General features: G+C 45.6%; 11 protein-coding genes. 6 read left to right on the top strand and 5 right to left on the bottom strand.

Annotation, left to right across the window (positions count from 1 at the left end):
- The first annotated feature begins 441 nt into the window (after positions 1 to 441).
- Both AC6H3C_RS13715 and AC6H3C_RS13710 read left to right on the top strand, forming a co-directional pair.
- Positions 442 to 1,305: an IS1634 family transposase gene (locus AC6H3C_RS13715; protein WP_497515960.1), complete on the top strand. Its 864-nt coding sequence runs from the start codon at positions 442 to 444 to the stop codon at positions 1,303 to 1,305.
- Positions 1,280 to 2,014, top strand: a complete 735-nt coding sequence (locus tag AC6H3C_RS13710) for an IS1634 family transposase (protein WP_497515959.1) — start codon at positions 1,280 to 1,282, stop codon at positions 2,012 to 2,014. Before AC6H3C_RS13715 ends, AC6H3C_RS13710 begins: the two co-directional genes overlap by 26 nt.
- Before the next feature lie 153 nt (positions 2,015 to 2,167).
- Here AC6H3C_RS13710 and AC6H3C_RS13705 read toward each other — a convergent pair whose 3' ends face one another.
- From AC6H3C_RS13705 to AC6H3C_RS13690, 4 genes are all read right to left on the bottom strand, one after another.
- On the bottom strand, positions 2,168 to 4,501 hold the full coding sequence (locus AC6H3C_RS13705) for a LysM peptidoglycan-binding domain-containing protein (RefSeq protein WP_497515958.1): 2,334 nt from the start codon (positions 4,499 to 4,501) through the stop codon (positions 2,168 to 2,170).
- Between the two features lie 110 nt (positions 4,502 to 4,611).
- Positions 4,612 to 5,598: a dihydroorotate dehydrogenase-like protein gene (locus tag AC6H3C_RS13700; RefSeq protein WP_497515957.1), complete on the bottom strand. Its 987-nt coding sequence runs from the start codon at positions 5,596 to 5,598 to the stop codon at positions 4,612 to 4,614.
- Between the two features lie 21 nt (positions 5,599 to 5,619).
- Positions 5,620 to 7,104 (bottom strand): NADPH-dependent glutamate synthase, encoded by a 1,485-nt coding sequence (gene gltA, locus AC6H3C_RS13695; RefSeq protein ID WP_497515956.1) that lies wholly within the window; start codon positions 7,102 to 7,104, stop codon positions 5,620 to 5,622.
- Positions 7,105 to 7,106: 2 nt separating this feature from the next.
- Positions 7,107 to 7,937, bottom strand: coding sequence for a sulfide/dihydroorotate dehydrogenase-like FAD/NAD-binding protein (locus tag AC6H3C_RS13690; RefSeq protein WP_497515955.1), 831 nt, complete (start codon positions 7,935 to 7,937; stop codon positions 7,107 to 7,109).
- A gap of 246 nt (positions 7,938 to 8,183) precedes the next feature.
- Between AC6H3C_RS13690 and AC6H3C_RS13685 the strand changes: the two genes are divergently transcribed.
- The 3 genes from AC6H3C_RS13685 to AC6H3C_RS13675 all read left to right on the top strand — a co-directional run bounded on the left by AC6H3C_RS13685 (position 8,184) and on the right by AC6H3C_RS13675 (position 10,658).
- Positions 8,184 to 9,173, top strand: a complete 990-nt coding sequence (locus tag AC6H3C_RS13685; protein ID WP_497515954.1) for a Gfo/Idh/MocA family protein — start codon at positions 8,184 to 8,186, stop codon at positions 9,171 to 9,173.
- Between the two features lie 99 nt (positions 9,174 to 9,272).
- Positions 9,273 to 9,533 (top strand): hypothetical protein, encoded by a 261-nt coding sequence (locus AC6H3C_RS13680; protein WP_497515953.1) that lies wholly within the window; start codon positions 9,273 to 9,275, stop codon positions 9,531 to 9,533.
- A 66-nt stretch (positions 9,534 to 9,599) separates the two neighbouring features.
- Positions 9,600 to 10,658 (top strand): tetratricopeptide repeat protein, encoded by a 1,059-nt coding sequence (locus tag AC6H3C_RS13675; protein WP_497515952.1) that lies wholly within the window; start codon positions 9,600 to 9,602, stop codon positions 10,656 to 10,658.
- A gap of 5 nt (positions 10,659 to 10,663) precedes the next feature.
- On the opposite strand, the gene AC6H3C_RS13670 is transcribed toward AC6H3C_RS13675, so the two are convergent.
- Positions 10,664 to 11,452 carry a C40 family peptidase gene (locus AC6H3C_RS13670; protein ID WP_497515951.1) on the bottom strand — a complete coding sequence of 263 codons (789 nt, stop codon included), beginning with the start codon at positions 11,450 to 11,452 and terminating at the stop codon, positions 10,664 to 10,666.
- Positions 11,453 to 11,536: 84 nt separating this feature from the next.
- On the opposite strand from AC6H3C_RS13670, the gene AC6H3C_RS13665 reads away from it, so the two are divergent.
- The gene (locus tag AC6H3C_RS13665; protein WP_497515950.1) at positions 11,537 to 13,609 is read left to right on the top strand and encodes an HD family phosphohydrolase; all 2,073 of its coding nucleotides are present in this window, start codon (positions 11,537 to 11,539) and stop codon (positions 13,607 to 13,609) included.
- The last annotated feature ends 93 nt before the right edge of the window (positions 13,610 to 13,702 follow it).

The following is a 13,702-nucleotide window of genomic DNA, read 5'->3' as shown; positions in this document are numbered from 1 at the left end:
TTTATTATTAAATCATTTTCCAGAAGAAGTAATTGCAATTAATGAACTTGAAAATGACGTGATATATTGGATTGAAATATGGTAAAACCCCAGCTATCTTTTAGGCAAAGCGGCAAAGAGAAGAAGTGGGATTCCCTAAACAGATAGAAACGGATTGATCCTGGATTTTTCAATATTCAGCAAACAAAACATACGATGCAGCCGGCATCCGAATAGGTAACAGACTCGCCTGGGGTTCCGGCTTACTCGCCGGTGAGGTAACCGGTATTTTTCCCGACAACGCCTTTACTGTTGATGTTAAATGCTTTGTCGTATTCCATAATAAACAAGCCCTTGTCCTGTTTTCGTCACTTTTTTTCCGATAATTTATATCTAATTGAAGCAGAATAAAATAGGCTTGTTTTATTTTGATTTTGGGTGTCTCATGGCTATTTTTGTTGCATGTTTGTTCGTCGCAAAGCAAATAAAACGGGATCGGTCAGTGTCCAGGTTGTTGACAAGAGCCATGGGCGTTACCGGGTAATCAAAAGTTTGGGTGCAGGGAGGACCGAGGCGGAAGTTGTCCGTTTAGAAGAGAAAGCTCGCCAACATGTACGCGAACTTACCGGAACAAACAGGTCTCTTTTTGAGGATGAAGATGAAATCAAGCTGGAGGACTTCCTATCAACCATTTCCAACTCACAGATACAAGTCATAGGCCCTGAAATCATATTTGGGACACTTTATGACCGGATCGGCTATGGCCGTATCCACAATGAGTTGTTCCGGCACCTGGTTATAACCCGGCTGTTTAATCCGGGCAGCAAGCTGAAAACGATCGATTACCTTTTCCGTTATCAAGGCGTTGTCTATAACATCAGTAAGATTTACCGGTTTCTGGACAACCTGTGCTTCCGCAGGGAGGCAGTGGAAAGCCAACCAGATGGGATCCCCGACATAAAAAAGCAGGTGGAAGATATCTCCTATTCCCATACGCTTCGTGTGCTGGGAGGGAAGATCGATGTGGTTTTCTACGACATGACCACGCTCTATTTTGAATCAAGCGACGAAGACGATCTTCGGAAAACCGGTTTCTCAAAGGACGGCAAACATCAATGCCCCCAGATTTTTCTTGGCTTGTTGGTTGGCCAGGGCGGGAACCCCATCGGTTATGAACTGTTTGAAGGGAATATTTTCGAGGGAAATACTTTTATCCCGGTACTGCAACGCATGGAAGAGCGGTATAACCTTGGAAAACCCGTTGTCATTGCCGATTCTGGCCTTTTGTCTAAGAAAAACCTTGGCATTGGAAGAGAACGGGTATGAATATATCCTTGGGGCACGCCCCAAAAACGAAAACGACTTGATCAAGCAAAAGATTCTTGCCTTTGATTTAAAAGACGGTGATGTGCGGACGATAAAGAAAACAGGGGCCACCCGGTTGGTTTTGTCCCGGACAAACAAGCGGATGTCCAAAGATGCCCATAACCGCAAACGTGGATTGGACAGGCTGACCAAGCGCCTGAACAGCGGAAAACTGACCAAATCAAACATCAACAACAAGGGATACAACAAGTATTTAAAGATGGAAGGGATAGTTACCATCTCTATTGATTTGGAAAAGTTCAATGCCGATGCCGCCTGGGATGGCATAAAAGGATACTTGACCAACACTGCCCTTCAGGCAAAACAGGTGATCGCAAATTACAGGAACTTATGGTTTATTGAACGTGCTTTTCGTATGAACAAAACCGATCTTAGGGTACGTCCAATATACCATCGGCTATATAACAGGATCGAAGCCCACATTTGCATCTGTTTCACTGCATATACGGTAATGCTCGAATTGGAAAGATTGCTCAAGGCCAAAAAATCGGTCATTAGTTTGAAAAGGGCACAAGAAATAACGCACAATATGTACCAAATCCTTTATCAATTACCCTACTCGAAAGATACCAAAGCTCGAATGTTAAGAATGGATAGCGAGCAACAGGAACTATATGATATTATAATCCAATCCAAAACTGTAAATTGAAATTTAGGTGTCCCATTGACGAAAACAGGAGAAGAAGTGGGATTCCCTAAACAGATAGAAACGGATTGATCCTGGATTTTTCAATATTCAGCAAACAAAACATACGATGCAGCCGGCATCCGAATAGGTAACAGACTCGCCTGGGGTTCCGGCTTACTCGCCGGTGAGGTAACCGGTATTTTTCCCGACAACGCCTTTACTGTTGATGTTAAATGCTTTGTCGTATTCCATAATAAACAAGCCCTTGTTCATGTATCCGCCATCGCGGCTCACCCGGTCAAACGAAAACTCGCTTTGGGTCAGGCTGACCTGGTGCGAAGGAAGACAACCGATAAAATCTTTCCCGTACTTAAACAGCGCCGACATAAAATAGAAGGCCACATCATACCCCTGGTAGCTGAACTGGTTGGGCTCGGTATAATAGCTTTGCCTGAATTTACGGATAAACCGGTTAACCGTCCGCGAACGGTAATCGACAAAATAGGGGCTTAACACATTCAGGTTGGTTTGGTGAAAATATTCTGTCTGAATACTCTTGTATCGCGGAAAATTGGACAAGCCGACCAGGGTAACCGGATAATTCTCGGCAACGGCATTCAGGTTGGTCACGGCAACACTCACCTGTGCTTCTGTTTCAGAGGGAATGATGAATACATTCTCCTGGTCTTTTGATAAAATTCGCGTCAGCCCCCAGGTTCCTTCAGCCGCGAAATTATATTCGTGAAATAATACCCGGCTACTTTGGTGGTTATAGCCGGAGAGGAAAAATTTTTCCCGGCATAAATTCACCAGTTCAGCCTCGGGCAAATGTTTGTACTCGCCCATTTGCATGACAATCAGGTTTTTGTCGACAAATTCTTCGGCAATATAATCGGCTGTTTTCCGGATCAGGTAATCTTTTGTGGGGTTAATTTTGAAATAGTACGGATTGGTATTTTCAAAGGTCCCTGAAGCCGACAAGGGCGAAACCATCGGGATCTGACGCTGGTTGGCAAAATCAGCAACCGGTCCCTGCAACTCCGGAAATACCGGCCCGATGATCAGATCGAGTTCGCGGAATACGGGTAAGCGAAGCAACGAATCAATTGTCCGGGCGCTCTGGTTGGTATCGAACACATGCAATTGGATATGCATTCCCGCCTCCTGCAAACTGTCGACAGCCAGTAAAACACCTTCATAAAAATGAAGAAAATTCTCCGAGCGGGCATAGATGGTTTTATCCGTACGCCGCCGCTCAGCGCCGCCGGTCAGGTTTTCTGCCGAAGCAGACTGATAACGGTTCAGCGAATCATTGGCCGGCAAATAAAGCGGCAGCATCAGTCCAACGCGATATGTTTCCTGGGCCGCCTGAACATTAGGTTGACAGTCGGCAAACAAATGGGGTGTATGTATCTCAACCGAATAATTCTGACTATCTTCCGGCTCTTCCTGTCCGAACTCCGGCTCAACCGGTATTGGTTTTCCGTTTTTTCGCGGAATCAGGACGGTATCGCCGGCGGCCAGTCCCCGATAATTCAAAACCGGGTTTACCCGCTTTAATTCTGATATTTTTACATCAAATCGTTTCGAAATACTGTAAAGGGTTTCGCCTTTCGCGGCTATATGTTTCAGAAAAGCCTGGTCGTTGGCTGGCACCACCTGAAATTCGGGGATGTTCCTCAGCGGAATCCGGATATTTAGTCCGGTCCGTAAACCATCCTTCAATGCCGGGTTTAGTTCAATCAGTTCGGCTTTGGTTGTCTGGTATTTTTTTTCAAGCCCCCAAAAAGTCTCGCCACTTTCCACCATATGAAAAAAGAAGCCCTCACCCGGCGTTACCGGCTCAGAGAGTTCGTCTGCTTCAGCCGACGGAATTTTTAGTTCCATACCAATCCGTAAGCCGTTACGGGCCTCCGGGTTTAAATCGAGGATGGAAGAAATGCTGCAATGGTACTTTCCCGAGATGGAATACAATGTTTCACCGCCAACTACACGGTGAACCGTCATCGTTTCCTGATTTTCAGGCAACTTATGCTCTGCCCTGTCACTGCGAATATCGCTGCCGGATTTTGCAGCAACAGGAATTCGCAGGATCTGCCCTGCTTTAATTCCGGACCGGGCTTCGGGGTTATACCGGAGAATATCATCAACGGTAACTCCGTATTCTTTGGCAATAAAATGAAGGGTATTTTTCTTTTTAACCTTATAATTCACAAATGCCGGTTCCTGTTGCCGAACCTGTTCTGCCGGAGTTACCTCCGGGGTGGCAGGTTTGACCGGTATTTTTAGTTCCTGCCCTGCTTTCAGCCCAAAAATTAAATCCGGATTGGCATTCAGCAGATCTTTCTGATCAATGGCATAAGCCTTACTAATTGAAAAAATAGTTTCACCCACCTTTACCTGGTGTACCGAAAAGTTACCTTCCTGGTACGATCCGGCAGTGGTTTGAGCGAAGCTTGTTGTCAGAAAAGCCGTTAAAAAAAATAAGACAAGAATTGAATACTTCATTTTTTTGCGTATTGAATCAACAAAAATAATACAACAGTCAGAATTCCGGGTTTATAAACGGTTAAAAAAACAATTCATTGCCAGGCCTCGATTCGGGGCGTATTATCAGTTTAATAATTCGTTCCGCCAAAATGAGACATAAACTGCACACGTTCATAAGCCGTCGCGTGACCGGTCCGGATACTGAGTTTGCCTTTAAAATCATCGATGGAAGAATACGATTTGGCTTCCATCCATTTCGTTATGCCTTCATTTATCCGGCAGATTGCTTCCGGGCCTTCACGGTACAAAACAGATGCCAATTGAACCGCTCCGGCGCCGGCCAAAAGAAATTTCACAGCTGTTTGGGCGTCATGAATACCTGTAGTTGCCGCTAAGGGGCAATCCACCTGATCAGACAAAATGCCTGTCCAGCGCAGCGGGAGCAAATACTCATTCTTTCCGCTGAGAACATCAGCCGAAATGAGTGTTTCATTTTCGATATCGATATCGGGCGAATAAAAGCGGTTAAACAAGGTGATCCCGGCGATACCTGTTTGCGAAAGGTCTTTGATTACCCGGGCCAGGTTGGAAAAATAATGGCTGATTTTGATGGTAACCGGTATCGAAACCACGTCGAGTACTTTTCGCACCGTATCAAAATAAAACTGTTCATTGGCCTCATTGCTTTTTCCCGTGTCAGCCGGAATAATAAACAGGTTAAGCTCTAATGCATCGGCGCCTGCATCCTGCAATTTACGGGCAAACAAGGTCCATTCCGACGAACTGATACAGCTCACGCTGGCAACAACAGGTATATCGATAGCCGCTTTTGCTTCGCTGATCAGCCGGGTGTATTTATTCAGGTTTTCTTCTTTGATCACATAGTCGAAATAATCCAGGTACTCCGGATCGGCAACCAGCTCTTTGCGTTCATTTAGTTCTTCGCGAAGCTGAAAATAAATTTCTTCTTCGAACAACGATTTCAGAACAACAGCGCCGGCTCCGGCTTGCGCTATCTTTTTGATCTGGTCGATCTGGCCGGTCATACTGCTGCTGGCAGCAATAACCGGGCTTTTCAATTCTAATCCGAAAAATCGGGTTGATAAATTAGCCATAAGCTTATTATTTGAGCTGAATTATAAACTATCACTACTTGCCATCAGGAATTGATGCATACCGGCAGCGGCACGGCGTCCGTCGCCCATTGCCAGGATCACCGTTGCCCCTCCCCTTACAATATCGCCGCCTGCGAAAATTTCGGGAATGGAGCTCTGCATCGATTCCGGGTCGACCTCAATGGTTCCCCAGCGGCTAACCTTCAGTTCCGGCAATTCTGACGGAACCAGCGGGTTGGGCGAAACGCCGATCGCTACGACCACCACGTCCACGGCAATATCGTATTCCGATCCGGGCACTTCAACCGGACGTCGTCGTCCGGAGGAGTCCGGTTCGCCCAGTTCCATGCGTTGAATCCGCATCCGGTTCACCCGGCCTTTTTCGTCGGCAAAATATTCAACCGGATTGGCCAGGTTCATAAATTCGATGCCCTCTTCTTCGGCATGTTTTATCTCTTCAATACGGGCCGGCATTTCTTCCCGGGTGCGCCGGTAAATAATCATCGCCCGTTCGGCTCCTAACCGTTTGGCCGTGCGGACCGAATCCATCGCCGTATTACCGCCGCCCACTACGGCTACATTTTTGCCTCGCAGCACCGGGGTGTCAAACGAATCGTTGGCAGCATTCATCAGGTTTACGCGGGTCAGGTATTCGTTCGACGACAGGATGCCGTTGTAGTTCTCGCCCGGAACATTCATAAAACGGGGTAAACCGGCGCCGCTGGCTACAAAAAAGGCGCTGTAACCTTCGTCTTTTAAATCGTCGAATGAGGCTGTTCGCCCTACAATAAAGTTTCGTTCAAAATGAACGCCCATATTTTGCAGGTTATCCAACTCCACATCTACAATTTTATTGGGCAAACGAAATTCGGGAATACCGTATTTCAACACGCCGCCTATTTCGTGTAAGGCTTCAAAAACAGTTACTTCGTAGCCCAGCTTGATCATATCTCCGGCAAAAGACAGCGATGCCGGACCGGAACCGATGGCTGCTACTTTCAATCCGTTTTTTGGCGCTGTTTCAGGAACCGAGATACAACCGCTTTCGCGTTCATAATCGGCAGCAAAACGTTCGAGGTATCCAATGGCCACCGGGTCTTTTTTCAGTTTAAGCGTGTAAAAGCAGGTGGCTTCGCACTGTTTTTCCTGCGGGCAAACACGGCCGCAAACTGCCGGCAAAGCCGAGGTCTCCTTTAAGGTTTTTGCGGCTTCGGTAAATTCGCCGCGTTCAATATTCTTCACAAATTTGGGAATATTGATACTTACCGGGCAACCTTCAATACAGGTTGGATTCACACAATCCATACATCGCGAAGCTTCCAGACGTGCGCTTTTGGCATCCAGACCCTGGTTAACTTCCCGATCCTGGTAGCACACCCGTTTCATAGCTTCCATCTCGGGCATTTTAACGCGCTGTATTTCGGTACGCTCTTTATTTTTTATCTTGTTACGCAGCTCTACCCGCCACGCTTGTTCACGTTCTTGTTTCAGATATTCCGGTGTCATAATCAGCTGTTTTGTAATTGTAAATACGTTTCAAAAGCGACTTGCTCCTCTTGTTTGTATCCACCTAACCGGAGTATCAGCTCGTCGAAATCAATTTGATGGGCATCAAATTCAGGTCCGTCCACGCAGGTAAATTTAGTCTGTCCACCAACGCTAACACGGCAAGCTCCGCACATTCCGGTTCCGTCAACCATAATGGCATTCAAGCTGGCCTGGGTCGGTATGTCATACTTTTTGGTTAAAAGCGCTGTATATTTCATCATCACCGCAGGTCCGATGGCAACACATTCGTCAATTTTCTCGCGCAGGATAATCTGCTCAGCGCCGGCAGTTACCAGTCCTTTTGTACCGTACGACCCGTCATCGGTCATCACGATCACTTCGTCCGACCATTTCCTGATTTCATCTTCCAGAATAATCAGGTCCTTACTGCGGGCAGCCAGGATGGTAATCACCCGGTTACCGGCCTTTTTGAAGCCTTCGACAATCGGAAGCAGAGGCGCAACACCAACACCGCCTCCACAAGCCAGGATGGTGCCCACCCGATGAATGTCGGTGGCGCGGCCAAGAGGGCCTACCAGATCAAGGATCTGGTCGCCGGGCTTCATTTCGCAAAGCCGTTTGGAAGTTACCCCTACCTTTTGGGCTACAAGTGTTATGGTACCGGCCTTTTCGTCGGATCCGGCTATGGTCAGCGGAATACGCTCCCCTTTCTCATCAATACGTAAAATGATAAAGTGCCCGGGTTTCCGTGAACGTGCAATGCGTGGCGCATGGACCACTACTTTTACAACATTCTCCGAAAACTGTTCGGTTCTAATAATTGAATTCATATCAGGTATAAACAGTTAATTTGGCTTTTTTTTGAATGAGCAAAAATAACAATGTGAACTTCAAGATGAGTCAATTTTCAGTTTTTTTCGGACGATTTTAACAATTTTCAGGATTTTGTCCCGATTCACCAGGCTATCCGGCAAATTTTCAATCCGAAAAATTCAGACAAAATATAAATTCAACTTGAATTTCCGTGGTAAGCAGAGATTTTTATATCTTGCCCAAACCAAAATAAACACAAAAAAATGAAGATGTATAACTGGGCCATATTGGGTTGCGGGCATATTGCCGAAAAATTCAGCAGCGACCTGAAACGCCTGCCAAACGCCCGACTTTATGCGGCGGCTTCGCGTGATTTAACACGGGCACAGGATTTTGCCCGTAAATTTGGATTCGAAAAAGCATACGGCAGTTACGAAGAGATGGTGGCCGATCCCCTTGTCGACGCGGTATATGTTGCGACGCCCCATTCGCACCACAAAAATCACAGCATACTTTGCCTGAAGCATAAAAAAGCAGTATTGTGCGAAAAAGCGTTTGCCATCAACAGCAAAGAGGTTCAGCAAATGGTGGATTGTGCCCGGCAAAACAATTCTTTTCTGATGGAAGCTTTCTGGACCCGGTTTCAGCCAAGCTTTCAGCAAGCGCTCAATATTTTAAATTCGGGGCAAATCGGCAAATTGAAAATGGTCCGGTCTGATTTTGCATTCAACAGCCTTAAAGATCCGCAAAAACGCTTGTACAACATGGCCCTTGGAGGCGGTTCGTTACTGGATATCGGCATTTACCCGGTATTTGCCTCGCTGGTCACTTTAGGAAAACCGGAGTTAATCAAAACACTGGCCGATTTCAGCCCGACCGGTACGGAAGAATCCATTGTCATGAGTTTTAAATATGCCGGAGGAGAAATGGCTTCGCTGGCTTCCAGCTTTGCATCGCACTCATCCATCCAAACCGAGTTTTGGTGCGAAAAGGGTTACCTGCGCCTCAATAAACGCTGGTTTGCCCCTACCCAAATCACCATTTGGAGGGAAGGCGACAGCGGAGAAACAATTCTGCCTTCGACCCCGGTCGACGGGTTTGGTTACCAGTTTGAAGCCGCCCATGTAATGGAATGCCTGGATGCCGGTAAAACAGAAAGCGAGTTGATGCCGCTGCAATTCTCACAGGATCTGATGGAAATTCTGGATCAGGTCAGACAGGATGCCGGAATTGTATTTCCCGGTTTTGACTGATCTGATGTGTTTGTCGACTGATAAACTATTTTCACCGATAATTCTGTTTCATTGTCCAATAAAAAACTTAATTTTAACCCAGCATTTATTATTGAGCACATGAAAACTTACATCCTCACATCATCAATCTTTTTTTTGCTGGGTTTGAAAATGACCCATCACATTGAGCAAACCCAGAAAATGGAAGCAGATACGGCAAAAATCACCATCATCAACGAGGAGCAAAAAACGCCTGAGGCTCAGGAAAAAACCAAGTTGTTTGCCGAACCGGATCAACATGTAAAACCCATTGAACCGGGCAGCGGTTCGAGCCAGTTAATTGCACCTCTCTCCGCCCACCCGATCGACAAGATAGACTAAGGATTGATTTTCGCCGTACAGTTTCGGGCTGTTTTGCTGTTTCGGCATATCAGAAGGAAACTTAACATGAAAAAATTATTCACCACGCTGCTCTCCCTTTTTCTGGCTGTGGCCTGCTTTGCCCAGACTGATTCGGACAAGCAGAAAGCCTACGACCAGGCGTTGGAAGCTATTAAACTGATGGACAGCGGAGAAATTGATCAGTCCATCCGCATCCTGGAAGAATCGAGCCGGCTTGACCCGTCGAATATCAACTATCCGTATGAAACAGCTTATGCCTATTATCTGAAAAAGGACTATGCAAAAGCAGTTGAATATTTCGGAAAAGTAATTCTGATGGATGGCGTGACGGACCAGTGTTATCAGATGCTTGGCAATGCCTACGATATGAACGGCCAGCCCGAAAAAGCCATTACAACCTACCAGCTTGGATTAGAGGAATTCCCGAACTCCGGCATGTTGTATCTCGAGCTTGGAAATATGCATCAGGGAGACTGGAGCAAAGCGCTTGAATTCTACGAAAGGGGAATTGAACTTGACCCCACTTTCCCATCAAACTATTACTGGGCAACCCGGATCTTTTGCAGTTCGAATGAAGAATTGTGGGGAATGATCTACGGAGAATTATTCATGAACCTGGAACGGGGAACAAAAAGAACTGAAGAAATCAGTAAGATCTTATTCGATACTTATTTAAGCGAAATTCAATTTACTTCCGACACTTCGGTGAGTCTTAGTTTTTATAAAAATGCAACGATTCAACCTGACAGGGAACAGGTTATTCCGTTTGGGCTGGTTTACGAGCCAACACTCATGATGGCTGTTACCGAAGATGAAATTACGCTTGAATCGCTCAACCGGATCAGGAAAAATTTTATAACTCTGTATTTCGAAAAAGGTTTTAATGAAACACACCCAAACATCCTGTTCGACTGGCATAAAGCATTGATTGACAGTGGCTACCTTGAATGTTACAATTACTGGATTTTAATGCACGGAGCGCCCGATGAATTCAGGCACTGGCATCAGACCAATGCCGAAAACTTCGATGCGTTTATCGAATGGTTTACCGAAAACCCGATGGCGATCGGTGAAAAACAGAAGTTTCACCGGTCGGATTATTAAACAGGCTACACGTCAAGAATCCGTTTCATCACCCGCATTTTATGCGTATATCGTTTGGTGTCGACGTTAAAAATGCCGAATTGGTCAACATTATCAATTCTCACCTTCCCGGATGCATGGATGATCTTATTTTTCTCCCAGATAATCCCCACATGCACAATATTGCCTTCGTCGTCGTCAAAAAATGCCAGGTCGCCCGGTTGTGTTTCATCAACAAAACTCAACGGCACCCCTAAAAAAACCTGGTCTTTCGCATCGCGGGGCAATTTAATGCCCGCCATTTTATAGATGATCTGCGTAAAGCCGGAACAATCGATTCCAAACGGCGACCGGCCTCCCCATAAGTAGGGCGCATTAAAATACATCAAAGCTTGTCTGATCATGAATTTCCGCAACTCTTCCGGTTGATGGTATCTGAAGTTACCCGTCATCCTGTAAATATCCCGGTTAATCGAAAACTCATGTTTATAGGGTCTCCAGCAGGGTAGCGAACTACCGGCAACAATCATCATGTTCTGTTCATCGTTCACCGGAATCAGGTTAAAAATATCGGTGCAAACGGCCGAAGGTGATTTTTCTATTTTATGAAAGATCCGGTCGCTTACGGGAGTGATCATTTTACAATCAACCCAACCTTCGTAGCCGTCGTAGGCCAGGCTTACCCTGCACCACCCCACAAACTGCTCGCTGACCAGGAAATGCTCGCCAAATAAGATCTGACTGATCATTTCGCTCTTTTCTGACGGTTCTCTTCTGACAGGAATAATACTTAAACCCGAAATGCCGTAATTCATGAAAGAATTTGTTAATTTTATTTTCCAAAGATAAAACTTCACCGTAAGTTTTTGTAGGTTACATAAGTCTTTAAAAAGGTATTTATGAAAAAGTTATTAACCCGTCTGGTACGCTATTATCATATCTTTTATATCGCATTGGTTTTTTCGGCTTCTATGCTGATACTCTATCTGTTGGTTCCGGGTGAAAGCCGTTTTCGCTACGAGTTTCAAAAAAATTCGCCCTGGCGCCACGAAACCCTGATTGCCCCGTTTAACTTCGCCATTTTTAAACCTGACGAAATCATCAAGCAGGAACAGGATTCCATTCGAAAGCAATTTGTACCGTACTATACGGCCGATACCCTGATCAGCGAACAGCAAACCAAAAATTTTGAATTGGAGCTGCAAGAACTCAGCACACAGATTCCCGGACTTAACCCCAAAATCATTTCCAGCTTAAGCAATTATATGTCGGAGATTTATTTGGCCGGAATCATTGATCAATCGCCCGAGATGCATCCGCTTTTGAAGGATAAGAATGAATTGTTTATTGTCCGTGACAAAACTGCACAAAAGGTTCCGATCAGCCGGATTTACTCCCTGAAAACAGCATTTCAAAGCATAAGCGACAGCGCCCGAAGCCTGCTGGCCAGCCATTACGACGAACTGCACCAAAATACCAATCTGTCCGATTTTATCCAGTCGAACCTGCAGTATAATGAAGAATTCAATGTGCAGGAGATGGAAAAACTGATCAATTCGGTTTCGTACACCCAAGGCATGGTGCAAGGGGGCGAACGGATTATTTTTAAGGGAGATATTGTCACTCCCGAAAAGTTCCTCATTTTAAATTCGTTAAAAAAAACCTACAAAACCAAGCAGGGCCAGGATATCGACGGTTATTTGCTCATTCTGGGGAAACTCATCCTGATTATGGCCTGTATGCTCATTTTGATCCTTTATTTAGCTTACTTCAGGCCCGAAATTTTTAATCAAAAACTTCATCTCAGCTTTATCTTACTGTTGATTATTTTAATGGTATTTGCCACGCGCTTTGTGGTCACCCATGATTTTGTCAATATTTATATTGTCCCCCTGGCCATCCTGCCCATTTTGCTCCGGATATTTTTCGATTCCAGGACGGCCATTTTTGCTCTGTTGGTTACCTCGTTGTTAATTGGATATTCGGCGCCAAACAATTACGAATACATCTTTTTACAGATGATTGCCGGCATCATTTCCGTTTTCAGCCTCGATAAGTTACACCGCCGGTCACACCTGGTGTTTACTGCTTTATGGGTATTGGTTAGTTACAGCATTGTTTACCTGGCCCTGAACATGGTGCAGGAGGGAAACCTGGAGGCGATTCGCTGGGAAGAACTGCAATGGTTTGTCTGGAATGCCATTCTGATTCTGCTCGCTTACCCGCTGATTTATATTTTTGAGAAGATATTCGGTTTTGTATCGGATGTTACCCTGATTGAACTTTCGAATACCAATCAGCCACTGTTACGGAAACTGGCCGAAGAAGCGCCCGGAACGTTTCAGCATTCGCTGCAGATAGCCAACCTGGCTGAAGCGGTAATCCACCGGATTGGGGGAAATCCGTTTCTGGCCTATGCAGGCGCCCTGTATCACGACATCGGCAAAACCAACCAGCCGGTTTATTACATCGAAAACCAGGCATCGGGTATGAACCCGCATAGCAATCTGGATTACAAAGAAAGCGCCCGGGTTATTATCGACCATGTGACCTACGGAGTGCGTCTGGCCCGGAAATACAAGCTACCGGAAGTGCTGATCGATTTTATCACCACGCATCATGGCACCACCCAGGCGAAATACTTTTACACCCTGTACAAAAATGAAAATCAGGATAAAGAGATTTCTCCAGACGACTTCACGTACCCGGGACCAAGGCCCAAAACCAGAGAAACATCGGTGGTAATGATGATCGACGGAATTGAAGCCGCGGCCAGGGCTCTGAAAGAAAAAACCCCGGAAAACCTGAAAGAGTTGGTTGACCAGATGGTTCGGCAAAAGTTTGACGACGGGCAATTGGATCAGGCAGAATTGACTATGCGCGAGATCAATCTGGTGAAAGAAACACTTGTTGAAAAGCTGATCAATATTTATCACGCCCGGATTGAATATCCAAAAGAACAGAAAAAATAGACAAAGCAAAGGCAAACCGGGACCTTGGTTACAGAGAACAAGTTTTCAATAAATTAAGCCAATAGAAAATGAGTGATTATTTTCATATTTGAC

Source organism: Gaoshiqia sp. US2 (assembly GCF_059705485.1).
The sequence above is the reverse complement of the archived record's forward strand: the minus strand, read 5'-3'. Positions and strand labels throughout refer to the sequence as shown.

Coding starts and splice junctions, on each gene's coding strand:
- AC6H3C_RS13665 (WP_497515950.1), top strand. CDS start 11,537: ATGAAAAAGTTATTAACCCGTCTGGTACGCTATTATCATATCTTTTAT.
- AC6H3C_RS13705 (WP_497515958.1), bottom strand. CDS start 4,501: ATGAAGTATTCAATTCTTGTCTTATTTTTTTTAACGGCTTTTCTGACA.
- AC6H3C_RS13670 (WP_497515951.1), bottom strand. CDS start 11,452: ATGAATTACGGCATTTCGGGTTTAAGTATTATTCCTGTCAGAAGAGAA.
- AC6H3C_RS13675 (WP_497515952.1), top strand. CDS start 9,600: ATGAAAAAATTATTCACCACGCTGCTCTCCCTTTTTCTGGCTGTGGCC.
- AC6H3C_RS13680 (WP_497515953.1), top strand. CDS start 9,273: ATGAAAACTTACATCCTCACATCATCAATCTTTTTTTTGCTGGGTTTG.
- gltA (WP_497515956.1), bottom strand. CDS start 7,104: ATGACACCGGAATATCTGAAACAAGAACGTGAACAAGCGTGGCGGGTA.
- AC6H3C_RS13685 (WP_497515954.1), top strand. CDS start 8,184: ATGAAGATGTATAACTGGGCCATATTGGGTTGCGGGCATATTGCCGAA.
- AC6H3C_RS13715 (WP_497515960.1), top strand. CDS start 442: ATGTTTGTTCGTCGCAAAGCAAATAAAACGGGATCGGTCAGTGTCCAG.
- AC6H3C_RS13690 (WP_497515955.1), bottom strand. CDS start 7,937: ATGAATTCAATTATTAGAACCGAACAGTTTTCGGAGAATGTTGTAAAA.
- AC6H3C_RS13700 (WP_497515957.1), bottom strand. CDS start 5,598: ATGGCTAATTTATCAACCCGATTTTTCGGATTAGAATTGAAAAGCCCG.